Source organism: Achromobacter sp. MYb9, from assembly GCF_002975275.1.
Lineage (GTDB): Bacteria > Pseudomonadota > Gammaproteobacteria > Burkholderiales > Burkholderiaceae_B > Achromobacter.
The window spans coordinates 262,093-287,542 of sequence record NZ_PCOQ01000002.1 but is presented as its reverse complement, the minus strand read 5'-3'; the positions used below and the strand labels follow the sequence as shown (position 1 = coordinate 287,542).

The following is a 25,450-nucleotide window of genomic DNA, read 5'->3' as shown; positions in this document are numbered from 1 at the left end:
TTTTATTGGCCGCTCTGCGCCGCGCTTGATTTCCTTGGAACCGCCCCCAGCTAGTCCTTTCAAAGGAAGGAACGCATGGAACAATTTCACGCCACCACCATCGTGTGTGTGCGCCGCGGTAACCGCGTCGCGCTCGGCGGCGATGGCCAGGTCACCCTGGGCAACATCGTCGTCAAGGGCACGGCCCGCAAGATCCGCCGCCTGTACCACGACAAGATCCTGGCCGGTTTCGCCGGCGCCACCGCCGACGCGTTCACGTTGCAGGAACGCTTCGAAGCCAAGCTGGAAAAACACCAGGGCAATCTGATGCGCGCCGCGGTCGAACTGACTCGCGACTGGCGCACCGACCGCGTCCTGCGCCGGCTGGAAGCCATGCTTATCGTGGCCGACTCCGAGCACACGCTGGTGCTGACCGGCAACGGCGACGTGCTTGAACCCGAACATGGCCTGGCGGCCATCGGCTCCGGCGGCGCCTATGCGCAATCGGCAGCGCTTGCCCTGCTGCGCAACACTGAGTTGTCACCCGAGGCCGTCGTCAAGCAATCGCTGGAAATCGCCGGCGACCTCTGCATCTACACCAACCAGAACCACGTCATCGAAACGCTGGGCGACTGACGCCCGCCACGCGGCGCATGGGGTGATCCCCGCGCCGTGGCCGCTTCCCCAGCCCGCCTCAAGCTCCAAGGATTCGCCCTCATGTCCGCATCCAACATGACGCCCGGAGAGATCGTCTCCGAACTCGACAAATACATCGTCGGCCAGAATCGCGCCAAGCGCGCGGTGGCGGTCGCCCTGCGCAACCGCTGGCGCCGCCAACAGGTCGCTGAACCCCTGCGCCACGAAATCCACCCCAAGAACATCCTGATGATCGGCCCCACCGGCGTGGGCAAGACCGAGATCGCCCGCCGCCTGGCCAAGCTGGCCAACGCGCCCTTCATCAAGATCGAAGCCACCAAGTTCACGGAAGTGGGCTACGTAGGCCGCGACGTCGACACCATCATCCGCGACCTGACCGAATACTCGATCAAGCAGACGCGTGAACTGGAAATGCGCCGCGTGCGCACCCAGGCCGAAGACGCCGCCGAAGACCGCATCCTGGACGCCCTGGTGCCGCCGGCCCGCGGCGCATCCGGCGAACCTGACCGCGGCGAAGACAACAGCGCCCGCCAGACCTTCAGGAAGCGCCTGCGCGAAGGCAAGATCGACGATCTTGAGATCGAGATCGAAGTCGCCCAGGCCGCGCCGCAGATGGACGTCATGACGCCCCCCGGCATGGAAGAAATGGCCGAGCAGCTGCGCGGCATGTTCGCCGGCATGGCCCGCGACAAGAAAAAGCCCAAGAAGATGAAGGTGCGTGAAGCCTTCAAGCTGATTGTCGACGAGGAAGCCGCCAAGCGGGTCAATGAAGAAGACCTGCGCACCGCGGCCATCAACAATGTCGAGCAGAACGGCATCGTCTTCCTGGACGAAATCGACAAGATCGCCGCCCGCCAGGAATCCGGTGGCGCCGACGTGTCGCGCCAGGGCGTGCAGCGCGACCTGCTGCCGCTGGTTGAAGGCACCACCGTCAACACGCGCTACGGCATGGTCCGCACCGATCACATCCTGTTCATCGCGTCGGGCGCGTTCCACCTGGCTCGCCCGTCGGACCTGATCCCCGAGCTGCAAGGCCGTTTCCCGATCCGCGTGGAACTGGAATCGCTGACCGCCGAGGACTTTGTGCGCATCCTGTCCGACACGGACGCCTCGCTGACCAAGCAGTACACCGCGCTGATGGCCACCGAAGACGTGCAACTGGAATTCACGGATGAGGGCGTGCGCCGCCTGGCCGAACTGGCCTACGACGTAAACGAAACCACCGAGAACATCGGGGCGCGCCGCCTGTACACGGTGATGGAAAAGCTGTTGGACGAACTGTCGTTCGACGCCACGTCCAGCCAGGACAAGCACGTGAAAATCGACGCCGCCTACGTCAACTCGCAATTAGCGGAAGCCGCCAGCAGCCAGGACCTGGCGCGCTACGTGCTGTAAGGTGCAGTCGGTACGGCAACGGGGCATGTTGCCTCGTTGCCGCCCGATGCGGTATTACTTCTGCGCGACGGGCGCGACGGGCTTGCCGGTATAGCTCAGGCCGCCTAGTTCCTTTTCCGCCTTTTCCGGCGTCTCCAGTTCCAGCACGATACGGCCCACCAGCAGGCCGACTGACGGAGAACTGCGCACGTACTTCGTTTCGCCCGCGTCCAGCACGAAACTCAGGGTCTTCTCGGTCTCGGTCGACGTGGACGCCTTGTAGGCGCCCTGGGGACGATCCACATAGAAGAACCCGCCCGGCTGCGAACGGCCGACCACTTCGCCATTGAGGCGGATGTCGGACTGCACCGCCGCGCCGAACATCGACGCCGAACGCAGGAAGTAAATGCGCCCTTCGCCCTGCTGTACGACCGGGATGGAGGATGCCATCTGCGAGTGCTTTACGCCCGAGGCGCAGCCTGCCATCACGACCGATGCCAATACCGCCGCTGAAATCTTCAATGCACGCTTCACTGCACGTCTCCGACAATCATGGGTAGAGGAGACTTCAGCGCGGAATAGGCCTGGTCTCCGGGTAGGTAAAAACCAACAAGCTTTTGATCGGAAAGGACCAGCCAAGCTTCATGCACCTGCCGGCCCTCGATCGTGAAGACGGTCCCGACGGGGCGTAGGACCTCGCCTTGCGGAATACTGCCGGCGGAACGCCAGAGAGATCCCTTGCGAATTTCGCGCTGATATCCGGTCGGCAACTTCACGACGACGGTCTCCTGCACGGCTTGGTTTGGCTTGCTTTGCGCACCGCTGGTCTGGACTGGCACGGCGACGGCGGCCTGCTTTACGCTTGCTGCGCATCCGCCGATCCCTACCAATAGCAGCGCCGCAACCGCAACCCACCATCCCTGAATGAAGTCAGTGCGCATATCGAAACGTATATAAATGCGTTAAAAGATAACGCATTGTAGATACGCCTATAAAATGCGCAAGCGCCCGCTTGCCGGCAGGCCCAGGGGGCCGCGGCAAGCGGGCGCAGGATAAAAGAAAATGAAGGGAGTTAGTTCGCGATCGCCGTCACGACATACTTGCCATCCTTGCGGGTGGCCGTGAAGCGGACTTTGTCGCCCGCCTTGATCTTGGCCAGCAGGGTCGGCGGGTCCGCCTCGTAGACTAGCGTCATGGCCGGCAGGTCCAGGGCCTTGATCTCGTCGTGCTTGATCGTGACTTTGCCCGCGGCCGGGTCCACCCGGCGAACTTCACCGCTGGCATCGGCCGTTTGCGCGAACGCCAACGGCGTAGCCAGGGTAACGACTGCCATCGCGGTGGCGATGGCCATGGGCATTGCGTATTTGCGGTCAAAAGCCATGCGGGTAACCTCCATTTGCGGCGGAAGCCGGGCCCGGACTTCTGGCCCCGCTTCCTACAATGCTAGGATACTGCGCGAATGCAACAGTTCCCCTGCGAGCACGCAACAATCCTGACGGTTGATTGCAGTCGACCCGCCCTCCCCGCAGGAGCGCTTACCGCCGGAAGCAAACCCCCAACGTCTACTCACTGATCAGGATCTCCCATGGCCAACCGTTTATCCGTCATTGCCACCCGCACCGGGGACGACGGCACCACCGGCCTTGGAGATGGATCCCGTTCGCCCAAGGACGCACCTCGCATCGCTGCCCTGGGCGACGTCGACGAGTTGAACAGCGTCATCGGCCTCCTACTGACCGAATCCCTGCCAGCCGACGTATCGGCCGACCTGCAGACCATCCAGCATGACCTGTTCGACATGGGCGCGGAACTCTGCATCCCGGGCCACGTCGCCCTGAAAGATGAGCAAATCGCCCACCTGGATGCCCGGTTGGCGCATTACAACAACTCGCTGCCGCCATTGCGGGAATTCATTCTGCCCGGGGGCTCACGGGCTGCCTCGCAGGCGCATGTGGCGCGCACGGTGTGCCGGCGCGCGGAGCGGACGGTGGTGGCGCTGGCGCGGGTGGACAACGTTAATGCGCCGGTCAGGCAGTACCTGAACCGGCTGTCTGACCTGATGTTTGTGCTGGCACGGTACATCAATAAATCACTGGGCAACACGGATAGCTTTTGGGCCAGTCCAAATGCGCGTAAGGCCACGTAACTCATGCGAAGAATTGCAAGGTCGAAAATCCCGAGCCGTGGAACGATTCCTTGTAACACCGATATTTCAGGCAACCGTTCGTTTCATTTATTTGTAGGCCGCTGGACAGTTACGGCATAATTATGGGCTCACGAGCGGGTTTGCGCGCCGCGCTCATCGCTCAAGGACTAATAAGAATGAGTATTATTGTTACCGGCGGAGCAGGTTTTATAGGCTCTAACTTCGTACTCGACTGGTTCCTGGAATCCAATGAGCCCGTGGTGACCTTGGACAAGCTCACCTACGCGGGCAACCCGGACAACCTCGCCTCTCTGAAAGACAATCCCGCACACAAGCTGGTGCAGGGCGATATCGGAGACTTCGAGCTCGTCAGCCGCCTGCTGGCTGAGCATAAGCCCCGCGCGGTCCTGAATTTCGCCGCTGAATCGCATGTGGATCGCTCGATCCACGGGCCAGGCGAGTTTATCCAGACCAATATCGTCGGCACCTTCCACCTACTGGAAGCCGTGCGGGCGTATTGGAGCGCGCTGCCCGAACAGGAACGCACCACATTCCGTTTCCTGCACGTCTCGACCGACGAAGTCTACGGCTCACTGGAAAAGGATGATCCCGCTTTCAGCGAGAACAACCGCTACGAGCCCAACAGCCCGTATTCGGCCAGCAAGGCCGCCAGCGACCATCTGGTCCGCGCATATCACCATACCTATGGCCTGCCGGTACTTACGACCAATTGCTCGAACAATTACGGTCCCTATCACTTCCCGGAAAAGCTGATCCCGCTGGTAATCCACAACGCGCTGGCCGGCAAACCGCTGCCGATCTACGGCAACGGCCAGCAGATCCGCGACTGGCTGTACGTGAAGGATCACTGTACGGCGATCCGCCGCGTGCTGGCCGACGGCCAATTGGGTGAGACCTACAACGTGGGAGGCTGGAACGAAAAAGCCAACCTCGACGTCGTCCACACGCTTTGCGCCCTGCTGGACGAACTCAGCCCTCGGGCCGATGGTCAGCCCTATAAAAGCCAGATAGTCTTCGTCAAGGACCGGCCCGGCCACGACCAGCGCTACGCCATCGACGCCTCGCGCCTGGAGCGCGAGCTGGGGTGGAAGCCTGCCGAGACCTTCGAATCCGGTATCCGCAAGACGGTGCAGTGGTATCTGGCCAACCAGGACTGGGTCGCCAATATCACCAGCGGCGCGTATCGCGACTGGGTTGATACCCAATACTCCGCTTGATTATTCGGGCAGCGTTAAAGGCGCATACGCGCCTTTTTCCCGCTTTGCCATACAGTCATCCCTTTATATGGGTAGGCCCTTGAGCCAGCAAGTCGCCATTCTTCTTTGCACGTACCAAGGTGAAAAGTATGTGCCGGAGCAGTTGGACTCGTTTGACGCTCAAACCTACCCGCATTGGAAGGTCTGGGCGTCGGACGACAGCCCCGACGACGCCACCCGACGGGCGCTTACCGACTATCAATCGCGTTGGGCGCCAGGCCGGTTGACCGTGTGCGACGGCCCTCGCAGGGGCTTCGTTGCTAATTTCATGTCCCTGATCTGCCGGCCCGAAGTCCAGGCGGACTACTACTCCATGTCGGACCAGGACGACATCTGGCATCCGGAAAAACTGCAGCGCGCAGTAGAGTGGCTGGCGACGGTCCCCGAAGAGATCCCCGCCCTGTACTGTTCGCGCACCGAATTGATCGACGAACAGGGGGCAACGCTGGGCTGTTCGCCGCTTTTTAGCCGCCCTCCCGCATTCGCCAATGCGCTGGTGCAGAACGTGGCCGGCGGCAACACCATGGTATTCAACAATGCGGCCCGGCGTCTGCTCATCGCGGCCGGCAGCGACATCGACGTAGTAGCCCACGATTGGTGGATCTACATCGTGGTCACCGCCTGTGGAGGCCGCGTACACTATGACAGCCGGCCGTCCCTGAGATATCGCCAGCATGGCGGCAATCTCATCGGCGCAAATGCCGGGATCGGTGCCAGATTGGTTCGGATCCGTATGCTCTTCCAAGGCCATCTCAAAGCATGGACAAACCAGCATATCCGAGCACTTGCGCCATTGCTGCCAAAACTGACACCCGCAAATCGCCGTATTTTCGATTGCCTGGTATCCGCACGCCAACGGAGTTTGATCCCGCGAATCGTCGGTATTAAACGGTCCGGCGTCTACCGCCAGACCACCGTGGGCAACCTCGGATTATTAGTCGCCGCAATATCTAACCGAATATAACCACTGATATGAAAATCCTGCTGCTCGGCAAAGATGGTCAAGTCGGCCACGAATTACAACGCACCCTGTTGCCGTTGGGGGACGTGCAGGCATACGGCCGCCAAGGAGCGAACCTGGAAGACCTGGAAGGGTTGCAGCAACTGCTGCATGATCAGGCGCCCGACATCGTCGTTAATGCCGCTGCCTACACCGCGGTGGATAAGGCAGAAACCAATCAGGACACCGCCCAACTCATAAATGCGGATGCAGTGGCCGTGCTGGCCCGGTACGCGAAGGAAAAGAACGCACTGTTGGTGCACTATTCCACCGACTACGTGTTTGATGGCCGCAAGGATGCGCCCTACGACATCAACGACCAAACCAATCCGCAGAGCGTATACGGCACGACCAAACTGGCGGGCGAAACCGCCATCGCCGACAGCGGCTGCAAAGCCCTCGTTCTGCGCACGAGCTGGGTTTTCTCGGCCCACGGCGGCAATTTCATCAAGACGATTCTGCGCTTGGCCAAAGAGCGTGATGCTTTGAATATTGTGGCTGACCAGCACGGCGCTCCGACATCGGCCGAACTGATTGCAGACGTCACCGCCTTGGCCATTGCCGGCTATCAGCAAGGCAAACTTGCCACGGGCGTCTATCACCTGACCGCATCAGGCCATACGACTTGGCATGGGCTGGCCACGCATGTCGTCGAACGGGCCCGTAATAACGGCGTGATTTTGAAGGCCGAGACGGCCAATATCAAACCCATTACGACCGAGCAGTACCCGGTACCCGCAGCCAGGCCCAGGAATTCCCGGCTGAATACTATCGCACTGGTTTCCCCGCTAAAACTGCAGATGCCGGACTGGACAGTCCACGTCGACCGCACGGTAGATCAACTTACGTCATTGGAATTTTCCGCATGAAACGCAAAGGCATTATTCTGGCCGGCGGCTCCGGCACCCGATTACATCCCGCCACGCTCGCGATCAGCAAGCAGTTGCTGCCGGTCTTCGACAAACCGATGATCTACTACCCGCTGAGCACCCTGATGCTCTCCGGCATCCAGGACATCCTGATCATCTCCACTCCGCAGGACACGCCGCGGTTCCAGCAATTGCTGGGCGACGGCTCACAGTGGGGACTGAACCTCCAGTATGCAATTCAGCCCTCGCCCGACGGCCTGGCGCAGGCATTCCTGATCGGTGAGTCCTTTCTTGGCAACGATCTGTCGGCGCTCGTGCTCGGCGATAACATTTTCTACGGCCACGACTTCCATCATCTTCTGGCCAACGCCGATGCACGCGCCGAAGGTGCCAGCGTGTTTGCCTATCACGTGCATGACCCCGAACGCTATGGCGTGGCGGAATTCGACGACGCGGGCAAGGTTCTGTCGCTGGAGGAAAAACCCGCCAAGCCGAAGTCCAATTATGCCGTGACGGGCTTGTACTTCTACGACAAAGACGTGGTCGAGATTGCCAAGCAGATCAAGCCGTCGCCGCGCGGAGAGCTTGAGATTACCGATCTGAATCGTGTCTATCTAGAGCGCAGCAAGCTGAACGTGGAGATCATGGGCCGTGGCTATGCTTGGCTGGATACCGGCACACATGAGTCGCTGCTTGAGGCGAGTCAGTTCATTTCCACCCTGGAAAACCGCCAAGGCTTGAAGGTTTCGTGCCCTGAAGAAATAGCGTTCCGCAATAAATGGATTACCCCTGAGCAATTGGAAAAGCTGGCCGTGCCTCTTTCCAAGAATGGCTACGGCAAGTATCTGCAACGCCTGCTCGTCGAAAAGGTGTATTGATGAAAGCCACTCCCCTCGCGATTCCGGAAGTCATCCTGTTTGAACCCAAGGTATTTGGCGATGACCGCGGCTTTTTCTTCGAGAGCTTCAACCATCGCATTTTCGAAGAGGCGATCGGCCGCAAGGCGCAATTCGTCCAGGACAACCATTCCCGTTCGGCGAAAGGCGTTCTGCGCGGCTTGCACTATCAGATCCAGCAACCGCAAGGCAAGCTTGTACGGGTCGTGCAAGGCGAAGTTTTCGACGTCGCTGTCGACTTACGCAAGTCCTCGCCAACTTTCGGCAAATGGGTCGGCGCCGTGCTCAGCGCAGACAACAAGCACCAACTGTGGGTGCCCGAAGGCTTCGGCCACGGATTCGTAGTCCTGTCGGACTCTGCGGAATTTCTGTACAAGACAACCGACTACTACGCGCCGGCGCACGAACGCAGCATCGCCTGGAACGATCCCACACTCGCCATCGATTGGCGAACGAGCGTCGAACCTGTCGTCTCTGCCAAGGATGCGTCGGGCAAGCCGTTCCTGCAGGCGGATTACTTTGCGTGAAGCCTGACTGAAGTTGGCAGTTTGCAGGCACCACTGTTGTGCACCTGCCGCGCCAATGCAGTTTTCTAATGTTTGACATGAAAAACACTACTGATATGACCGATGCCCCCGCGTTTAAGGCCCTTTCCGGTCACCGTGGTGACGCGGCGGCCGATGACGCCGGCTATACGCGGGACACCTCGAAACTCATCGCGTTCTACTTGCCCCAGTACCATCGCGTGGCGGAGAACTCGGAATGGTGGGGGCCCGGTTTCACGGAGTGGACTAATGTCGCCCGAGCACGGCCGAATTTCGACGGACATCATCAACCGCATATTCCGCGAGAGCTGGGCTTCTATGACCTGGATCGCGTAGAAACCATGCGCGAGCAGGCCGCATTGGCCCGTGAATATGGTGTGTACGCGTTCTGCTTCTACTACTACTGGTTCAGCGGTCGACGCATCCTGGAACGTCCTCTAGACAACTTCCTGGCGTCTGACATCGATATGCCGTTCTGCCTGTGCTGGGCGAATGAGAACTGGACCAGGACCTGGGATGGCGACACTAAAAGCGTACTGCTTGAACAAAAGTACGCCGAGGGAGATGAAGAGCGCTTCATTCGGGATATTCATCCTTTCCTGTCTGACCCCCGTTATATCCGCGTGGATGACAAGCCGCTGCTGGTTGTCTACCGCATCAAGGAACTGCCTGACCCGGCTGGTTCGATTCAAAAATGGCGCAAGGAAGCTGAACGCCTTGGCCTACCCGGCCTGCATATCTCCGTGGTCGACTTCTACGACATCAGCGATCCGCGCGAAGTTGGCGCCGACGCTATGGTCGAGTTTCCCCCCCATAAGTTCAATGGCCCGCAGAACTGCCCCGATCCTTTGCCAGAGCTGACCAATCCGAACTTTCGTGGCGGCTTGATCGACTATTCACGCGTCATTGCACAAAGCATGCTGCGCCCGCAGCCACCGTTCACGCTTTATCGAGGCATCATTCCCAGTTGGGACAACACGGCACGGCGCCAGGACACTGGCACGATCATCGTTAATGCCACGCCGGCATTTTTTGGTTCGTGGCTGAAATTCCTGCGGGCCTATACCCGAGAAACGCGCTCCGGTGCCTCGGATCCTTTCATCTTCGTGAATGCCTGGAACGAGTGGGGCGAAGGCTGCCACCTGGAGCCAGACGTTCAATGGGGTCTTGGCTATTTGGACGAAGTCGCCCGCACTTCGTATATTTCTTCGGAAGATATGATTCCCGTGGAAAAAGCCCGCGACGCCGCGTTCCGGCGAATCGAGCAAATTGCCTCGCGCGACAGCGTGCAGATCAAGGCGAATCTTAGCAAGCACGTGCCCATGCAGCCACGCGTTCAACGACTCGCCCACGCACTGCAAAAATATCCGTTAATACACAAAATCACACGTAAGTTGTATCGCGCCGCCCACGCACTTTTGCATTGATATGCCAAAGACAGTTGCCGTTGTCGCCCATTTTGATCCAGATAATGTACTGGACTCGACGTTTCACGCCATTCTTGAAGACCTGGAAACGCTGTGCGATGCCGTCATTTTGGTCACCACCAGTCAACTCGCCCCGATCCACGCGCCCACCAGCAAGAAGATCCAGACGATTTGCCGACCCAACATAGGCTACGATTTCTATAGCTACCGCGTAGGCATTGCCGCCATGCAGGCACAGGGCGGCTGCGATCGCATGCTGCTGCTCAATTCGAGCTACTTGGTGACGAACAATCGCCGTTATCTCACCACGATGGCGACTATGCTGGAACGCCTGGACGAAGTCGCAATCGTAGGCGTCACGCAGTCACTCCAATGGCAGTGGCATTTGCAATCCTATTTGATCGCGCTGCGTGGCGAGACCGTGGCGAGCGACTGGTTCCAGTCATGGCTCTCGACCATCTCCCCCCGCAATACCAAGATAGAAACCATCCTTTCCGGCGAACTCGGACTATCGACAGCCATCGTCGCCAACGATGCGACCGTCGATGTGATCTATCAGCCCAGCAGCTGGGACAGATGGCGCGCCATGGCGGTGTGGGGATACAAAAGCCTTACGATCAAGAACTTACCCAATTTACTCCGCCCCATATTCTGGCGCTCGCTAAAGCAGTTCAACCCCACACATTTTCAAGCGCATGCCCTTGCAAGGGAAACGGGGCTCGTCAAGACGGAACTCGTCCGGAACAATCCTCACAATCTGAGCTTGGGATGGCTACAGAAACTGTGCCCTGCCGCCGAATATGAGGCCATCAATCGTTTTATCGCGCGCTCGCAGGCGCATTACCAATCCAAACCCGGTTCTTTGACAGCCCTGGCGACCGTGGCCAGCCCATTGCCATGGCAACGCATCATCCATTCCTCGCCGCTCGGTAGACCCGGCGTCCGAGTGGCGGTGGTTGTACATATCTTTTACCCAGAGCTGGCCGACGAGATTTACAGTTTCATCAAGAACATCGTTGAACCTTTCGACCTGATCATTACCACGCCACACGAAGGTGCAGTTTCCGAGCTGATTGACATCTTCGCTCCTCTGGCAAGCAGCGTAGCGGTCGCCCTGTCGGAGAACCGCGGCCGGGATGTCGGTCCGTTCCTGGCCGTTCACCGCAGCGGGATGCTGGAGCGGTATGATGCCGTGCTCAAGCTGCATTCCAAGAAGAGCACCTATAGCGATAGCGGGCAGCAATGGCAGCAAAGCCTCTTCCGCCAGCTTTGTGGCAACTCTCAGACCGTCCGGCGCAGCGTCGCACTGTTGCGAGACGGTAAGACGGGCATGGTCGGACCCCATGACTACTATCTGACGCATCCTCATTACTGGGGTGCAAATAGGCCCACGGTGCACAAGTTGCTCCAAAGCTTGATCGAAACGCCCGTGCAGGAAGAAGACGTACCTCTCCGTTTCTTCGCCGGCACAATGTTCTGGTTTGCCCCGAAAGCCCTCGCCGCCCTGCACGATATACCAGAAAACCTATTGAACTTTGAACCCGAGAACGGGAAGCAGGACGGCACCTTGGCTCACGCATTGGAACGCCTCTTTGGAATATTGCCGCAACTTAGCGGATATAACGTCACCAGCCTGACTCTGGCAGGACGGGACCTCAATGAAATAGCGACCCATGACCATACCGTTCCAGTACTGAAGAAACCTTCAGAACTGGTCCATCAGGCTAATTAGCTCCGATGCCGGCCCTTCCGAACCCCTGCGATTCGCAGCGCCAGCATCTCATCGATTGACTACTTATAGATAGACCCTTCTGTTTATGTCGAACCAATCCGCCGCGGGCGCCGTGCAAGACATCACGTCAGCGCTAAAACGTTTTTCCCTGATCGGTACCCTAGGCTGGCAGGATGTGCGCCAGCGCTATCGCCGCTCCTCGATCGGTGCCTTCTGGCTCACCATCAGCATGGGCGTCATGATAGCCACGATTGGTATCGTGTTCGGGCAGATCTTCAAATCGCCCATGGACGAATTCCTCCCGTTCCTATCGATCGGCTTGATTCTATGGGGCTTTATCTCTACGGTCATCACGGAGGGATGCAGTGGCTTCATCGCGGGCGAAGCCGTGATCAAACAGTTGCCCATCCCCCTGAGCGTGCACATATTCCGCGTTATCTGGCGGAATCTCATCATTCTCGCGCACAATGTTGTCATCTTTCCGCTGGTGCTCATTGCTGTGCAAAAAGCGCCAACTTGGGATGCGGTGGTAGCGATACCGGGATTGTTCCTGCTAATGATGAACCTGAGCTGGATCGCCATCTTCCTAGGCGTTATCTGCACCCGTTACCGCGATATTCCCCAGATTATTTCCAGTTTTCTTCAGGTGGTGTTCTATCTCACCCCGATCATGTGGTTGCCGAGCTTGCTGCCGTCCCGCGCGGGCGCATACATGTTGGATTTGAACCCCTTCTACCATTTCATTGAGATCGTACGTGCTCCCCTGTTGGGCAAGGAGCCCTCCCTCACCAATTGGTTAGTGTCGATTGCCATCGCCGTTGTTGGCTGGATAGTTACCCTCATGCTCTTCGGGCGCTATCGCCGTCGCATTGCTTACTGGCTATAAGACATACCGTTCATCCAAGACAAACAGATTATGGCTTCCATCGTATTCGACCAGGTTTGTGTCGACTTTCCGATCTACAACGCGAGCGCACGTTCGCTGAAAAAAAGGCTCTTTCAGGTAGCCACTGGCGGCCAGATTAGCGCCAATGCGAGCGGCCGGGTCATTATCCGCGCGCTAGAAGACCTGACTTTGACCATCAAGGACGGCGACCGCGTCGGCTTGCTGGGGCATAACGGCGCCGGTAAGAGCACGCTGCTGCGGTTGTTGAGCGGCGTATATGAACCGTCAAGTGGCCGCGCCGCGATCAAGGGCGAAATAGGCTCTCTCATCGATGTGAGTTTCGGCATTGACCCTGAAGCCACCGGGCGTGAGAACATTTACCTTCGAGGCGCCCTGCTCGGCCTGACACGGGCGAACATAAACGCGAAACTCGAGGAAATCATAGACTTCTCGGAGTTGGGTGATTTCATCGATATGCCGGTGCGGACATACTCTTCCGGCATGCATCTGCGCTTGGCTTTTTCGGTATCAACCATCATCCGGCCGGAAATATTGCTGATGGATGAATGGCTTTCCGTTGGCGACGAAGGATTTCGAGTGCGCGCAGAGGCGCGGATGAACGAACTGGTCGAATCCACCCATATCCTGGTGATTGCCAGCCACTCGCGGGAGCTGGTCAAAGAGACATGCAATCGAGCCATCTGGCTGGAGCATGGCAAGATCAAGATGGATGGCACACCAGACGAAGTCACTCAAGCATATTTTGGCCACTAAGCCAGCACGATCGAGTTCGCATAGCGTTTTATCAATATAGTCCAGGTTTTTTTCGAGTGAACAGTCAGCGGCGAATCGTGCGCAGACATTCGCAGCGGAACCAGTATCCACGCACGCCGAAGGGAATAATGACTACAGACTCGCTGCGGCATTTGTATGACGTCCATACCGGCAAGGTTTCGGATAAGTGGGAGATTTATCTGGAAGAATACGGGAGGATACTAGACCCGTACCGTGAAAAGTCCGTCCGACTTCTCGAAATCGGCATCCAGAATGGCGGCTCACTGGAAATCTGGCCCAAGTACTTTCCTAATGCCAGCAAGCTCGTCGGCTGCGATATAAATCCCGATTGTGCGGCTCTCCGCTACGTTGACCCGAATACGCGGGTAATCGTAGGAGATGCAAATGCAATCGAAACATACGCCACGATTATTAATGAATCCGCGACGTTCGACATCATTATCGATGACGGCTCCCATAGTTCCGGGGACATTATCAAGTCGTTCTGCCTGTACTTTCCCGTATTAGCGCAAGGCGGCACATTTATCGCCGAGGACCTCCACTGCAGCTATTGGAAAGATTTTGAAGGTGGTCTGTTCGATCCCTACTCTTCGATATCCTTTTTTAAGCTGTTGATCGATATCCTGAATTTCGAGCACTGGGGCGTAGACACGCCGGATCGCCTTGGCCTGTTGAATGGCATACTTTCTCACCATGGCTGTACGATTCAGCCTGGATCATTGTCCGAAATACGGTCCATTGAGTTCATAAACTCGATATGTGTCATTCGCAAACAACCCGAAGCCAGCAACGCGCTCGGCCAACGAATCGTTGCAGGCGATGAAGAATTGGTCATTCAAGGACACGGCTCCCTGCACCAAACTCGATACAGCCGCCAAGATGTTCCACCGCAGGCGAACAACCCCTGGTCCACACGCTCGGCGCCACCCGCCGAGTCCGTATTACGAACGGAGCAATCGCTACATGCTGCAGAAGTAGCGCTGTTGGACCGGGACAAAAAAATACGGGAAAACACCAAGGAAATCGGGCGCATGAGCAAGTTGGCGCAGGATCTTCAAGACGCACTTCGCATGCAGCAAGGAAGGGCGGATGCGGCGGAAGAGGTAAATGCAGCGTTACTCCGATCGAAAAGTTGGCGATTGACAACGCCTCTACGCCAGATTGCTGCACTTTGTCGGCGAATATTCAAGTAATCTACACTTTAGTTCGTTGTTAGCCGTACGAGCCTGTTTGCCAGCGTCATTCAAATTCGTATATCCACGCCATTCGTGCAGACATAATGCCTAATAATTCTACTATTTCGCAATCAGTTCCGTCGTTTGGCATGGCAGGCTCCGAGGCCACTGACGGGATATCCATGACGAAAGCCGAACCTTCACGCCTGCGTTCCGAAGACCAACAGGCATGGCACCGACGTGAGCTTGAAGCTGCGTATCAACGCTGTGCAGACCTCCAGAAGCAGTTAGATGCCGCGAAGAGGACACAGCCGGTTCACGTAGTTGGAGCGGCAAACCCGAACTTTTCCACCCTCCTGATGAAGGCACTTCGGCGCATAGTGCATCGACACCGTGCCAAGTCACTACTTCGTCGCGACACCAAGCTCATCGAAAGTTCCCCGCTATTCGATCATCAGGCCTATTCGAGAGCGTATCTACCGGGCTCCACTCGTCGTAAAGCCGCCGAACATTACGCCGTCCATTGGCAAGAGTGCACACAGCCTGGTGATGATTTTGATTCGAAGCAATACTTGTTGGATCACCCTGACGTCGCTGCGGCTCATTTGAATCCTCTTGTCCATTTTGAGATTGCAGGCCGTCGTGAAGGCAGGAAAATTCGAAAATTCGGTGAGGTGAGGCCGATTCTTCCGACCATTTCATTCGAAGACGTCCTGCAAGCACGTTTGGCTCACCTCGCGCCGATGCGCGTTATGGACGATTTTTCGCGCGGCCTGCGTATCAATGTAGTCACCGACAGCATAGGCCCCGCCTCTCTCTTTGGCGGCGTCGCGACGGCACTAGTACTTGCCGCAAGCATCGCCCAAAAGAAAGGTGCCGAGCTTAGACTCATCACACGCATTAGCGATGGTGACACGGACGTCGTTCGTCGACTACTCGAGCTCAACCAAGTGCAATTCACTGGTGAATTGACCATGCTGGAATCCGCACCGACTTCTGGACACTACGTGCCCCTACGTCGGGAAGATGACGTCTTCATCACTACATCTTGGTGGACTACAGCGAGCGTCCGAAAATCGATTGCATCGGAGCAGATGATTTACCTGCTGCAAGAAGACGAACGCATGTTCTATGGCTATGGGGATGAACGCATTCGATGTGAAGAGGTATTGAGCGACGACAAAATCGTGTTCGCCCTCAATACCCGATTGCTTCAGCGTCACCTGACGCAGGGCCCCAATCCGATTGCCGGCTTAGCCGACAGATCAACATATTTTGAACCTGCTTTCCCGAGCATGCGTCCGACCAATGGACCACGACCGCCCGGAAAACGTCGTTTTTTCTTTTACGGCAGACCTAATAATCTGCGCAATCTTTACCTGCGTGGGCTTGAGGTCATCACACAATCATTGTTGCAGGGGATTCTGGATCCAAAGGAGTGGGAATTTCATTTTGCAGGGAAGGACTTACCCAACGGCACACTCCCTGGCAATCCCGATATTTATTTCCACCAGCAGATGGGATGGGGCGATTATTCCGAATTACTTCGAACCATCGATGTGGGATTGACGTTGATGGATACTCCGCACCCAAGCTATCCGCCGCTAGATCTGGCGTGCTCGGGCGCTGTCGCAGTTACCAATTCTTCAGGTATCAAGACCGATCTTTCTTCCTATTCGAAGAATATCGTCTGCGTTCCACCCACAGTGGAAGCTTTGGTTGAGGGGATACGGCAAGCGATAAGTATCAGCGAGTCGACAAGGATCGAGAATATGAGAGCGGCCTCAATCCAGACCGACTGGAATACTGCATTGGCCGGCTCCATCGACTTTCTTTCCAACCGAATTCGCGCCCTCCATGTTTAGCCTTCTCCAAGTAAAGCCGTACGACTATTCCGATCCCTGGGATATCCCTTGCTCCGATCGCGTTCGTCTGCTCTATCGAAAGAAAGTTCGTGTGGTTTATCTGTATGAGGGTCGCGACAACAGCACCTTTCGCTACCGCGTGTTCAACATGGTCGACAGCCTGAATAGCGCGCCCGCCTCGAGTATTTCAGCGGCTTGGTTTTATAAAGATGAAATCGAGCAGGTGATGCAGGTCATATCAGATTGCACGACGCTGGTAATTTGCCGTACACGCTATTCACCACAGCTCGTGCAATTGGTTCGGCTTGCCAACTTGCATGGCGTACGCGTGCTGTTTGACGTTGACGATCTAGTTTTCAGTACGCAGAAGCTGCCCCTTCTCATCGACACCGTCGGTGAATACCGGGAAGGCGAGCAACTGAACTACTGGTATGCCTATGTCTCGCGTCTGGCCGAAATGCTTCGCTTGTGCGACGGCGCAATTTTGACGAATGCCTATTTGGCCGCTCAATTGAATGAACACTTTCCCGACAAGCCTACCGCCGTTATTCCGAATTTTCTAAATCGCGTTCAACAGAATTATTCTGAGGAAATATATCGGCTCAAACAGCTATCCGGGTTCTCATCCGTAAATGCTGTCTCGATTGGCTACTTCAGCGGTTCACCCAGCCACCGGCGGGACTTCAATCTGGCAGCACCCGCCATCTCCATGGCTATGAAGCGCCATCAGAACATACGCTTACTGCTCGTCGGGTATATCGAACCTGGCGAGCATCTGGAATTATTCCGGGATCGTATTGACTACTTTCCAATGCAGGACTATGTCAATCTTCAGCGTCTGATCGGTAGCGTTGAAATCAATATCGTTCCTTTGCTTGATAATGAATTCACGAATTGCAAATCAGAGCTGAAGTATTTTGAAGCGGCTATCGCCGGCACGGTGACTATTGCCACCCCTACCTATACCTATTCAAAAGCCATAAGAGACGGCGAGACTGGGTATTTGGCCAAATCCCATGAATGGAGCGATAAGATCGAGGCAGCACTTGATTTATTAGCTGCAGGCCAATATTCCAACATGGCAACTTCTGCATTTGAAGAAGCACGACGCAACTACGGCTGGGATCAGTTTTCAGAGGCAATCGCTGAGGTCGTTGTTCGGACATAGCCCCTGCCACACGAAAACTCTGCAGACATCGCTGCAAGCCCGAAGGCTTGAAGGCCCCTCAATTAACTCCGGCGGCATGCGCCTGTTCATCCGCATGGTACGAAGACCGAACCATGGCGCCCACAGCAGCATGTGAGAATCCCATCGCATAAGCCTCACGCTCGAACATAGCAAACGTGTCCGGGTGCACGTACCGCAGCACCGGCAGATGGTGCTCCGACGGCTGCAGATACTGGCCAATCGTCAACATATCCACATTGTGCTCGCGCATGTCGCGCATCACTTGCAGGATTTCTTCGTCCGTCTCGCCCAAACCCAGCATCAGACCTGACTTCGTGGGCACTTCCGGGTGCAACTTCTTGAACTCGGCCAGCAGCTTGAGCGAATGCATGTAATCCGAACCCGGACGGGCCTGCTTGTACAGACGCGGCACGGTTTCAAGGTTGTGGTTCATGACGTCCGGAGGGCCGGCGTTCAGGATGGCCAGCGCGCGGTCCAGGCGGCCGCGGAAGTCGGGCACCAGCACTTCGATACGGGTGGTGGGCGACAGTTCGCGGATGTGCGTGATGCAATCCACGAAATGGGCGGCGCCGCCGTCGCGCAGATCGTCGCGGTCGACGGACGTGATCACGACGTAAGACAGCTTCAACGCGGCGATGGTGCGCGCCAGGTTCTCGGGTTCCTTGGTGTCCAGCGGATCGGGGCGCCCGTGGCCCACGTCACAGAACGGGCAGCGGCGCGTGCACTTGTCGCCCATGATCATGAACGTGGCCGTGCCCTTGCCGAAGCACTCGCCGATGTTCGGGCACGAGGCTTCTTCGCACACCGTGTGCAGATTGTGCTCCCGCAGGATGCGCTTAATGTCGTAGAAGCGCGAGCCGGGCGCGGCGGCCTTCACGCGGATCCACTCGGGCTTCTTGAGACGTTCGGCCGGAACAATCTTGATCGGGATGCGCGCCGTCTTGGCCTGGGATTTCTGCTTCTGAGTCGGATCGTAGGCCGCGTCAGCGGGCGCGGCGGCGGATTCGTTCGAGGGCACAGGAGACTCGGCGAGCGTAGACATGGGACACCTTCATGACCGGCGCGCAGGACGGCCGGGTATGGGACAAAAGAAGGCATTTTACCCTTTACCGGACGAATCTGCGTCCAACGTATCCGCCCTGCTGCGTGCGTGAACCGCCTTGGCGGGCTGTCTGAAAGCTCCCGCATCTAATACGCCGCCCAACAACGATCCCAGAGACACCTAGCCAGTCAGGCAGATTAGCGCCACTGCCTTCGAATGAGATTTCCAACCACTCTGAGGGGAGAGGTGACTCTCCAGCTTGTGGAACCCTTCAGTGCGTGTATTTGGTTCTCAGCATGATGCAGCATGGACCGAACTTCCTTTGTCATGTCTTCCGAAAGCAATCTCTTCCTCATTTCTTCCTTAAGCTCCCCTCGCAGCGTCTCAATCTGCTTGTTAGCTACGACAAGTTGCTGCGACGAAGAACCAGGAATATGGTCGTTGACTGCTTCAATCATTCTGACCCAGCTTTCAACGATATACTGTTTGTCGTCAGAGGGTTTCAGGGACACAAAAAATTCGTATGTATATTCTTGTGTTTCGGTGAAATTATCACAAGCCAAATTAACCAGCCCATTTTCTGCCAGCTCTAAAAAGAGTTGCGCAAAGGACAGTGGGGTAAATATCCAACAGTGAACATCGTGATATGTTCCGTTGGTAATCATGTCTTGCGTTGTATTGAGCGCCTGCGGAACCGTGGCATGCTTTTTTAGGCAAGCCGGGTCAATTTTCCCTTCCCATGCTGCAACTATATCAACGACCGACGTGCCTAGCAGATGATCCAATAGCTGTTGGGGTTGCGGCACTCGCGCCTTAACCGCATAGGCGGCCAGGACATCCTTCAGTTGAGTCTCGTGACGGAGGTAGTCAAAAGTAAACCGTCGGTCAGGGATGGCCAAGCGAATGGACCCATTGGAATTCAAAGACTCTCTCAATTCCGCGAGCCATGTAATAAGGTCAGGCACATGTTCGATGACGTGGGAAGCGACAATGTAGTCAACTTTTTTCCCGCCGATCGCCTGAAGCAGCGTGTTCTTTCCCCAGATCGCATTAACGTCGACAATATTTTCTATATTTACAGAAGGATCACTGTGGTACTTTTTTATAAGATCCTCTGTTGTCGAAAAATCCACGTAGATGATTTCCCCATCGGCTCTTCTCACGATAGGCTTATCCAGCGCTCCTATCTCAATGCCAACCGAATTTCGCAAGTCGATCCCTGACACAATCTTTTGGCGACGGTCCATTTTTTCGATTCCTGGTCGAACAGCGATCTAAAATAGTCGTTTTCGATATTACCCCCTCTTGGTGAATTTTTACTGCCCCTTCCAGATTTTTAGGCTACAGCGCATACGATTAACGCCCCAAATCGCCCGTACGTCTTACTTTGCCCATCTCCATACCCGGGATTGGACGACATCTGGATCGCGTAAAGAGTGTATAAACACCGGGATTCTCATACTCTCTAGAATTTCCTTCGGCCCTTGGAAGCCGCCCTCTTTTCCCGTCCGACTGGGTTATCGTCACGCCTGACGAATCCCCTGAAATTCCCCATGTCTTCCCTGCCTATGCTGCGCCCCGTCGCGCTCATCGCGCCCCGCCTGGATGCCGGGCCTGCCGGCCGCGCCATCCAGGCTTGCGCCGAACGGCTGGCGCCCGCCGGCTACTACCTGGCCGCCGGCCCCTGGCACGATGCCGCCATGCTGCCCCAGTTGGCCGTCCTGCGCCCGGCTGCGGCGCTGGTCATCGGCCCCCTGGACGAGCCTGCGCTACGGGCCGGCCTGGCGGGGCTGGAAATACCGGTGGTGGAAACCTGGAGCGCCTCGACCCGGCCGCTAGATAGCGCGGTCGTGATCGACAACGAAGAAGCCGGCCGCATGGCGGCCCGCCATCTGGCCGAAAAGCGCCATGCGCTGGTGGCCTGCATCAGCGCGGACAATCCCTGGGAACGCGCGCGGCGCGACGGCTTCCTCAGCGCGGCGGCCGCGCTGGGCCTGGACCGGGTCGCCGATATCGTGCAGCCCGAGGTGCAGCAGATGAATGATGGCCGCATGGCCTTCTTGCGGCTATTGGCCACGAATACGATCTTCGACGCGGTATTCTGCACGTCGGACCTGCTGGCCGCCGCGGCAGTATCCGAAGCGCACAACCGCGACCTTCACGTGCCGCAAGACCTGGCAGTGCTGGGGTTCACGGACGACGGCAGCGCGGCCCAATGGGCGCAAGGGCTGACCACGCTAGGCGTGGACGCCGCCGATCTGGGCAGGCGAGCCGCTCAATTGCTGCTGGATAGACTGGCTGGCGTCCAGGGCACCGGCCAAGGCGACACGTTGGAAGCCGTCTTCGAAACCCGCCTGAGCACGTAGGAAGGCATTTCCGCCGCCGCCATGACGCATTCCCGCCTTCGCGGCGGTGCGGTCCCTGCCGCGGCAATAGCGCGCGCCGTCAGGCCTCGTATAGCGCCGGGAAGCCGCAGTCCTGAAGCATGACGTTGGCTTCCTTCAAGAACGCCGGCGTGGACGTCTCGGGCACGCGGACCAGCCACTGCACCGCTTCCTGTTTCTGGCCACGTAACAGCAGCAGGCGGCCCAGATGGAACATACCCCGGAAATCGCCGCCTTCCGCGCAGCGTTGGTAGCAGTCGAATGCGCGCGCCATGTCTTGCTCCACGACATCGCCCGCTTCGTAGAAGCGGCCGACCACGCCGATCGATTTCACGTGGCCGGTCTGCGCCGCCTGCTGATACAGCGCCAGCGCCGCGGCCTTGTTCTGCGTGACGCCGCCCCGGCCGCTGCGCAGCATGTGGGCATAGTTGTACATGCCCCAGTCCAGGCCACGGTCGGCGGCCAGCCGGAACCAGTAGGCCGCCACCGTATCGTCGCGCGGCACGCCCCAGCCATTCTCGTAGCAGCGGCCCACCATATTGATGGCCATCGGGTGGTCGGCGTTGGCGGCCCGCTTGAACCACGCCAAGCCCTCTTCAGGCTGGCTGTCGACGCCCACGCCGTCCAGCAGCATCTGCCCGTAGATGGTCTGCGCTTCGACCAGCCCGAGTTCGGCGGCCGCCCGGATCCAGGCGGCATAGTCTTCAGCCGCCCCTTCACGCAAGCGCGCCAGTTGTTCGGGGGATGTCGCGGCAACGTCGGCGGCGCTGTAGGTCTTCATGCGGGATTCCTTGCGCGGCGCCAGGCGGCCGCCAGATTCTGCGCCAGCACGTCGCCCACGCCAGCAGGCGCACGCCGCACGCCACAGGCCGCCATATCGACGGTGCGCAGGCCTTCGTAGCCACAGGGATTGATGCCCAGGAAAGGCGCCAGATCCATCGCCACGTTCAGCGAAACCCCGTGATAGGCGCGCCCGTTGCGGATCTTGATGCCCAGCGCGGCGATCTTGGCCAGTTCGCCGCCGTCGGGGTCCGGCACATACACGCCCGGCGCGCCGGGCTTGCGGCAAGCGCCGTCGATGCCGTGCTGGGTCAGCGTGTCGATGACCGCGCCTTCCAGCAAGTTGACGTATTCCTTCACGTACATGTCCATGCGGCGCAGGTCGAACAACGCGTACGCCATCACCTGGCCAGGCCCGTGATAGGTCACTTGGCCGCCGCGGTCGCAATGGACGATGGGGATATTGCCGGGGTTCAGCACATGCTGGGGCAGGCCGGCCTGCCCCAATGTATAAACCGGCGCGTGCTCGCACAACCAGATTTCGTCAGGCGTATCGGCGCCGCGCTGGTTGGTGTACGCCTGCATATCCTGCCAGACCGGCAGATAGTCCGCCGGCCCCGCGAGCCACTTGATCACGGCATTCCTGCTTACAGAACGATGGACACCATCGGATGGCCGTGCAGCGCCTGATAGAGGCTGTCCAACTGTTCGCGCGAGGTCGCGCGCACGGTGAAGGTCAGGCCCATGTAGTTGCCGCCCTTGCTGGGACGCATCTCGACCGTCGCGGCGTCGAAGCCCGGGTCGAACTTCAATACGACTTCAGTCAGCGTCTGCGCGAATTCGGGGTGGTGCTTGCCCATGACCTTGATGGGGAAGTCACTGGGGTATTCGATAAGCGAGTCTTCGGGCGGAATATGCATGATTTGCCTGGAGTAGTAGTTGCCCCTGAATGTTCTTATATGGGGGCAAACGGGGCGTTGGCAAGTGCCCGCCGGCTGCTGGGCGGCCCGAGGGCCGCCCGGAACAACGGTTTACAGCGCGGCGATGCGGGCATCATAACCCGCGCGTAATTGCTGGAAAACAGGGCCGGGCTTGCCGGAGCCGACCGGTTTCCCGTCCAGTGAAACGATCGCCAGCACTTCCTTCGTGGCCGACGACAGCATCAATTCATCAGCGGATTCCACTTCTTCCTGCGTGATACGGCGTGCCTCGAACCGGACGCCCGCCTGGGCCGCCAGTTCGCCCATCAGGCCATAGCGGATGCCTTCCAGGATCAGGTTGTTCTTTGGCGGCGCCAGCAACTTGCCGCCCGAGACCACCCAGATGTTGGTGGATGAGCCCTCGGTCAGGTAACCGTCGCGGAACTGCACGACCTCGTCGGCATTGGCGTCCACGGCCTGCTGCTTGGCCAACACGTTGCCCAACAGGGACACGGACTTGATCTCGCAATGCAGCCAGCGTTCGTCGGGAATGCTGATGGCCGTCAGGCCCTGGGCGCGTTGCGCGGCCGGCGGCGGCGCCCACGCGGAAATCATGCCGAACACGGTGGGCGTGACCGGCGTGGCCGGAAACTGGTGGTCGCGACGGGCGACGCCGCGCGTCACCTGCAGGTACACGATGCAGGTATCCAGGTTCGTGCGCGCCAGCAGCTGCTCGACCAGATTGACCCAGCCTTCGCGGTCGAACGGCTGCGCGATCCGCAAGGCGGCCAGGCTGCGATCCAGGCGATCCAGGTGCTCCGTCATGCGGAACGCCTTGCCCCGGTACACGGGGACGACTTCATAGATGCCGTCGCCGAAAATAAAGCCGCGGTCGAGAACGGAGACCTTGGCCTCGTCCACGCGCAGGAACTCACCATTGAGATACACCTGGCTTTCGCCCGGCACGCCCGGAATCATGAGGCACTCCTGAATGTTCAAAAGTAAGGGACGAACCGCCCGGTCCGTCCCAATATGGAAAATGGGCGTTTCGCGCACGAAACGCCCATTGCTAGCTTACACCCGTGGCCGCGCCCATGGCGCGCGCTTGTCCGTTTACTGGAACCAGCGCTTGACGGTGTCGACCATGCGGCCGAAGAAGCCGGCGCGTTCGACGGCGTCCTGCACCACCAGCGGTTCAGTGCGCAGCACCTTGCCGTCCAGCGTGAATTGCAGCGTGCCGACCTGCTGGCCCTTGGCCAACGGGGCGATGAGCGGATCCGTGCGTTGCGCCACCGGCTTCAGGTCGCCGGCCTTGCCGCGGGGCACCGCAATCGCCACTGGCTTGGGTGGACCCAGCTTGACGTTTTCGGCCGTGCCTTCCCAGACGCGCGCATCGATGCCCGGCTGGCTCTTGTCGAACAGCTTCACGGTGTCGAAGTTCTGGAAGCTCCAGTTCAGCAGTTTCAGGCTTTCTTCGGCGCGCGTAGCTTCGCTGTCAGTGCCCACCACGACCACCAGGATGCGCCGATCACCGCGCACCGCGGTCGAGACCAGGCAGTAGCCGGCCGAATCGGTGTGGCCGGTCTTCATGCCATCCACCGACGGATCCGCCCACAGCAGGCGGTTGCGGTTGGGCTGCGTGATCTTGTTGTAGGTGTAGCTCTTTTGCTTGTAGTAGTGGAAGAAGTCCGGGTGATCGGTGATCAGGTGCGACGACAGGGTGGCCAGGTCGCGTGTGGACGTCATGTGCTGCGGGTCGGGCAAGCCGGTTGCATTCATGAAGTGCGTGCTTTTCATGCCCAGGCGTTCCGCTTCCTGGTTCATCAGCGACGCAAAGGCGGCTTCGCTGCCGCCCACGGCTTCGGCCAGCGCCACGGAAGCATCATTGCCCGACTGCACGATCATGCCCTGGTTCAGTTCGTCGACCGTGACGGGCTTGCGCGGTTCAATGAACATGCGCGAACCGCCCGTGCGCCAAGCGTGCTCGGACACGGGAACGGTCTGCTCCAGCGTCAGGCGCTTTTCGTCCAGCGCGTTGAACACGACGTACGCCGTCATGATCTTGGTCAGCGACGCCGGCTCGACCTTCATATCGGGGTTGGAGGCAGCCAGCGTCTGGCCGCTGTTCACGTCGATGACAATCCACGCCTTGGCCGCGATGGTGGGCGCCGGCACGGCCGACACGTCACCCACCGGCACCGCGCCGGATGCCGTCGGGGCCGGCGCCGTCGCGCCTGCGGCAGCGGGCGCGGCGGCAGGCGCCTGTTGCGCCCAGACCGGCATCGAGGCCGCGAGCATCGCCGACAGCACCGCGCCGGAAAGCAGGCGGCGGGTCAAGACAACGGGGGATTGAGCGGAGTAAGGCAAATTCTTCATCGGCAACGTGGGTCCAGGAGAGACGCCCGCCGGCGCGGGGCTAATGGCTGACAATTATAGGCAGCCCGTTGGACCGGTCCGCCCCGCACAGGGTTCCGCACGCATTTAAATCATGCAACCTGATGCAACCCCGCCG

26 protein-coding genes are annotated in these 25,450 nt (G+C 58.5%); 16 read left to right on the top strand and 10 right to left on the bottom strand.

What is annotated here, in order from left to right; translation table 11 throughout:
* The first annotated feature begins 75 nt into the window (after positions 1-75).
* Both hslV and hslU read left to right on the top strand, forming a co-directional pair.
* A complete protein-coding gene (gene hslV, locus CQ050_RS05600) occupies positions 76-615 on the top strand; it encodes an ATP-dependent protease subunit HslV (protein ID WP_105555817.1) in 540 nt (179 codons plus the stop codon).
* Between the two features lie 81 nt (positions 616-696).
* Positions 697-2,031 carry an ATP-dependent protease ATPase subunit HslU gene (hslU, locus tag CQ050_RS05595; protein ID WP_105555816.1) on the top strand — a complete coding sequence of 445 codons (1,335 nt, stop codon included), beginning with the start codon at positions 697-699 and terminating at the stop codon, positions 2,029-2,031.
* Positions 2,032-2,085: 54 nt separating this feature from the next.
* Here hslU and CQ050_RS05590 read toward each other — a convergent pair whose 3' ends face one another.
* From CQ050_RS05590 to CQ050_RS05580, 3 genes are all read right to left on the bottom strand, one after another.
* Positions 2,086-2,496, bottom strand: a complete 411-nt coding sequence (locus CQ050_RS05590) for a DUF2846 domain-containing protein (RefSeq protein ID WP_105555976.1) — start codon at positions 2,494-2,496, stop codon at positions 2,086-2,088.
* 44 nt (positions 2,497-2,540) lie between these two features.
* Positions 2,541-2,951, bottom strand: a complete 411-nt coding sequence (locus tag CQ050_RS05585) for a hypothetical protein (protein WP_105555815.1) — start codon at positions 2,949-2,951, stop codon at positions 2,541-2,543.
* Positions 2,952-3,082: 131 nt separating this feature from the next.
* Positions 3,083-3,391, bottom strand: coding sequence for a copper-binding protein (locus CQ050_RS05580; RefSeq protein WP_105555814.1), 309 nt, complete (start codon positions 3,389-3,391; stop codon positions 3,083-3,085).
* Positions 3,392-3,595: 204 nt separating this feature from the next.
* Between CQ050_RS05580 and CQ050_RS05575 the strand changes: the two genes are divergently transcribed.
* The 13 genes from CQ050_RS05575 to CQ050_RS05520 all read left to right on the top strand — a co-directional run bounded on the left by CQ050_RS05575 (position 3,596) and on the right by CQ050_RS05520 (position 17,791).
* A complete protein-coding gene (locus CQ050_RS05575) occupies positions 3,596-4,156 on the top strand; it encodes a cob(I)yrinic acid a,c-diamide adenosyltransferase (RefSeq protein ID WP_105555813.1) in 561 nt (186 codons plus the stop codon).
* Between the two features lie 176 nt (positions 4,157-4,332).
* The gene (rfbB, locus tag CQ050_RS05570) at positions 4,333-5,394 is read left to right on the top strand and encodes a dTDP-glucose 4,6-dehydratase (RefSeq protein WP_105555812.1); all 1,062 of its coding nucleotides are present in this window, start codon (positions 4,333-4,335) and stop codon (positions 5,392-5,394) included.
* 79 nt (positions 5,395-5,473) lie between these two features.
* Positions 5,474-6,397, top strand: a complete 924-nt coding sequence (locus CQ050_RS05565) for a glycosyltransferase family 2 protein (protein ID WP_233213796.1) — start codon at positions 5,474-5,476, stop codon at positions 6,395-6,397.
* Positions 6,398-6,405: 8 nt separating this feature from the next.
* Entirely contained in the window at positions 6,406-7,302 is an 897-nt protein-coding gene (gene rfbD / locus CQ050_RS05560; protein WP_105555810.1) for a dTDP-4-dehydrorhamnose reductase, read from the top strand.
* The gene (gene rfbA / locus CQ050_RS05555; RefSeq protein ID WP_105555809.1) at positions 7,299-8,180 is read left to right on the top strand and encodes a glucose-1-phosphate thymidylyltransferase RfbA; all 882 of its coding nucleotides are present in this window, start codon (positions 7,299-7,301) and stop codon (positions 8,178-8,180) included. Before rfbD ends, rfbA begins: the two co-directional genes overlap by 4 nt.
* Positions 8,180-8,725, top strand: coding sequence for a dTDP-4-dehydrorhamnose 3,5-epimerase (rfbC, locus tag CQ050_RS05550; RefSeq protein WP_105555808.1), 546 nt, complete (start codon positions 8,180-8,182; stop codon positions 8,723-8,725). Before rfbA ends, rfbC begins: the two co-directional genes overlap by 1 nt.
* A gap of 68 nt (positions 8,726-8,793) precedes the next feature.
* Positions 8,794-10,170, top strand: coding sequence for a glycoside hydrolase family 99-like domain-containing protein (locus CQ050_RS05545; protein WP_199196736.1), 1,377 nt, complete (start codon positions 8,794-8,796; stop codon positions 10,168-10,170).
* Between the two features lies 1 nt (position 10,171).
* On the top strand, positions 10,172-11,902 hold the full coding sequence (locus tag CQ050_RS05540) for a rhamnan synthesis F family protein (RefSeq protein WP_105555806.1): 1,731 nt from the start codon (positions 10,172-10,174) through the stop codon (positions 11,900-11,902).
* An 85-nt stretch (positions 11,903-11,987) separates the two neighbouring features.
* The gene (locus tag CQ050_RS05535) at positions 11,988-12,788 is read left to right on the top strand and encodes an ABC transporter permease (RefSeq protein ID WP_105555805.1); all 801 of its coding nucleotides are present in this window, start codon (positions 11,988-11,990) and stop codon (positions 12,786-12,788) included.
* Between the two features lie 30 nt (positions 12,789-12,818).
* Positions 12,819-13,562, top strand: coding sequence for an ABC transporter ATP-binding protein (locus CQ050_RS05530; protein WP_105555804.1), 744 nt, complete (start codon positions 12,819-12,821; stop codon positions 13,560-13,562).
* A 128-nt stretch (positions 13,563-13,690) separates the two neighbouring features.
* A complete protein-coding gene (locus CQ050_RS05525; protein WP_158266035.1) occupies positions 13,691-14,776 on the top strand; it encodes a class I SAM-dependent methyltransferase in 1,086 nt (361 codons plus the stop codon).
* A gap of 164 nt (positions 14,777-14,940) precedes the next feature.
* On the top strand, positions 14,941-16,623 hold the full coding sequence (locus tag CQ050_RS30655) for a hypothetical protein (RefSeq protein ID WP_146121003.1): 1,683 nt from the start codon (positions 14,941-14,943) through the stop codon (positions 16,621-16,623).
* A complete protein-coding gene (locus CQ050_RS05520; RefSeq protein WP_105555802.1) occupies positions 16,616-17,791 on the top strand; it encodes a glycosyltransferase in 1,176 nt (391 codons plus the stop codon). The genes CQ050_RS30655 and CQ050_RS05520 overlap by 8 nt, the downstream gene beginning before the upstream one ends.
* A 58-nt stretch (positions 17,792-17,849) precedes the next feature.
* Here the strand turns inward: CQ050_RS05520 and lipA are convergent, their stop codons facing one another.
* Complete coding sequence (lipA, locus tag CQ050_RS05515) at positions 17,850-18,854, bottom strand: lipoyl synthase (protein WP_105555801.1); 1,005 nt, start codon at positions 18,852-18,854, stop codon at positions 17,850-17,852.
* 197 nt (positions 18,855-19,051) lie between these two features.
* Positions 19,052-20,101: a methyltransferase domain-containing protein gene (locus CQ050_RS05510; protein WP_105555800.1), complete on the bottom strand. Its 1,050-nt coding sequence runs from the start codon at positions 20,099-20,101 to the stop codon at positions 19,052-19,054.
* Between the two features lie 306 nt (positions 20,102-20,407).
* Here CQ050_RS05510 and CQ050_RS05505 point away from each other — a divergent pair, with 306 nt between their 5' ends.
* Complete coding sequence (locus CQ050_RS05505) at positions 20,408-21,220, top strand: substrate-binding domain-containing protein (protein ID WP_105555799.1); 813 nt, start codon at positions 20,408-20,410, stop codon at positions 21,218-21,220.
* 79 nt (positions 21,221-21,299) lie between these two features.
* On the opposite strand, the gene CQ050_RS05500 is transcribed toward CQ050_RS05505, so the two are convergent.
* The 5 genes from CQ050_RS05500 to CQ050_RS05480 form a co-directional block, all read right to left on the bottom strand.
* The gene (locus tag CQ050_RS05500; RefSeq protein WP_105555798.1) at positions 21,300-22,019 is read right to left on the bottom strand and encodes a tetratricopeptide repeat protein; all 720 of its coding nucleotides are present in this window, start codon (positions 22,017-22,019) and stop codon (positions 21,300-21,302) included.
* Entirely contained in the window at positions 22,016-22,654 is a 639-nt protein-coding gene (gene lipB / locus CQ050_RS05495) for a lipoyl(octanoyl) transferase LipB (protein WP_105555797.1), read from the bottom strand. The genes CQ050_RS05500 and lipB overlap by 4 nt, the downstream gene beginning before the upstream one ends.
* Before the next feature lie 11 nt (positions 22,655-22,665).
* Positions 22,666-22,938 (bottom strand): YbeD family protein, encoded by a 273-nt coding sequence (locus CQ050_RS05490; protein ID WP_105555796.1) that lies wholly within the window; start codon positions 22,936-22,938, stop codon positions 22,666-22,668.
* A gap of 111 nt (positions 22,939-23,049) precedes the next feature.
* Complete coding sequence (locus CQ050_RS05485; RefSeq protein ID WP_105555795.1) at positions 23,050-23,916, bottom strand: D-amino acid aminotransferase; 867 nt, start codon at positions 23,914-23,916, stop codon at positions 23,050-23,052.
* A 135-nt stretch (positions 23,917-24,051) separates the two neighbouring features.
* Positions 24,052-25,314, bottom strand: a complete 1,263-nt coding sequence (locus tag CQ050_RS05480; RefSeq protein WP_105555794.1) for a D-alanyl-D-alanine carboxypeptidase family protein — start codon at positions 25,312-25,314, stop codon at positions 24,052-24,054.
* Between the last annotated feature and the right edge of the window lie 136 nt (positions 25,315-25,450).

Excerpts from the sequence above, each read along its gene's own strand:
- hslV (WP_105555817.1), top strand. The coding sequence starts at position 76 with ATGGAACAATTTCACGCCACCACCATCGTGTGTGTGCGCCGCGGTAAC.
- hslU (WP_105555816.1), top strand. The coding sequence starts at position 697 with ATGTCCGCATCCAACATGACGCCCGGAGAGATCGTCTCCGAACTCGAC.
- CQ050_RS05590 (WP_105555976.1), bottom strand. The coding sequence starts at position 2,496 with ATGGCAGGCTGCGCCTCGGGCGTAAAGCACTCGCAGATGGCATCCTCC.
- CQ050_RS05585 (WP_105555815.1), bottom strand. The coding sequence starts at position 2,951 with ATGCGCACTGACTTCATTCAGGGATGGTGGGTTGCGGTTGCGGCGCTG.
- CQ050_RS05580 (WP_105555814.1), bottom strand. The coding sequence starts at position 3,391 with ATGGCTTTTGACCGCAAATACGCAATGCCCATGGCCATCGCCACCGCG.
- CQ050_RS05575 (WP_105555813.1), top strand. The coding sequence starts at position 3,596 with ATGGCCAACCGTTTATCCGTCATTGCCACCCGCACCGGGGACGACGGC.
- rfbB (WP_105555812.1), top strand. The coding sequence starts at position 4,333 with ATGAGTATTATTGTTACCGGCGGAGCAGGTTTTATAGGCTCTAACTTC.
- rfbD (WP_105555810.1), top strand. The coding sequence starts at position 6,406 with ATGAAAATCCTGCTGCTCGGCAAAGATGGTCAAGTCGGCCACGAATTA.
- rfbA (WP_105555809.1), top strand. The coding sequence starts at position 7,299 with ATGAAACGCAAAGGCATTATTCTGGCCGGCGGCTCCGGCACCCGATTA.
- rfbC (WP_105555808.1), top strand. The coding sequence starts at position 8,180 with ATGAAAGCCACTCCCCTCGCGATTCCGGAAGTCATCCTGTTTGAACCC.
- CQ050_RS05545 (WP_199196736.1), top strand. The coding sequence starts at position 8,794 with ATGTTTGACATGAAAAACACTACTGATATGACCGATGCCCCCGCGTTT.
- CQ050_RS05540 (WP_105555806.1), top strand. The coding sequence starts at position 10,172 with ATGCCAAAGACAGTTGCCGTTGTCGCCCATTTTGATCCAGATAATGTA.
- CQ050_RS05535 (WP_105555805.1), top strand. The coding sequence starts at position 11,988 with ATGTCGAACCAATCCGCCGCGGGCGCCGTGCAAGACATCACGTCAGCG.
- CQ050_RS05530 (WP_105555804.1), top strand. The coding sequence starts at position 12,819 with ATGGCTTCCATCGTATTCGACCAGGTTTGTGTCGACTTTCCGATCTAC.
- CQ050_RS05525 (WP_158266035.1), top strand. The coding sequence starts at position 13,691 with ATGACTACAGACTCGCTGCGGCATTTGTATGACGTCCATACCGGCAAG.
- CQ050_RS30655 (WP_146121003.1), top strand. The coding sequence starts at position 14,941 with ATGACGAAAGCCGAACCTTCACGCCTGCGTTCCGAAGACCAACAGGCA.
- CQ050_RS05520 (WP_105555802.1), top strand. The coding sequence starts at position 16,616 with ATGTTTAGCCTTCTCCAAGTAAAGCCGTACGACTATTCCGATCCCTGG.
- lipA (WP_105555801.1), bottom strand. The coding sequence starts at position 18,854 with ATGTCTACGCTCGCCGAGTCTCCTGTGCCCTCGAACGAATCCGCCGCC.
- CQ050_RS05510 (WP_105555800.1), bottom strand. The coding sequence starts at position 20,101 with ATGGACCGTCGCCAAAAGATTGTGTCAGGGATCGACTTGCGAAATTCG.
- CQ050_RS05505 (WP_105555799.1), top strand. The coding sequence starts at position 20,408 with ATGTCTTCCCTGCCTATGCTGCGCCCCGTCGCGCTCATCGCGCCCCGC.
- CQ050_RS05500 (WP_105555798.1), bottom strand. The coding sequence starts at position 22,019 with ATGAAGACCTACAGCGCCGCCGACGTTGCCGCGACATCCCCCGAACAA.
- CQ050_RS05490 (WP_105555796.1), bottom strand. The coding sequence starts at position 22,938 with ATGCATATTCCGCCCGAAGACTCGCTTATCGAATACCCCAGTGACTTC.
- CQ050_RS05485 (WP_105555795.1), bottom strand. The coding sequence starts at position 23,916 with ATGATTCCGGGCGTGCCGGGCGAAAGCCAGGTGTATCTCAATGGTGAG.
- CQ050_RS05480 (WP_105555794.1), bottom strand. The coding sequence starts at position 25,314 with ATGAAGAATTTGCCTTACTCCGCTCAATCCCCCGTTGTCTTGACCCGC.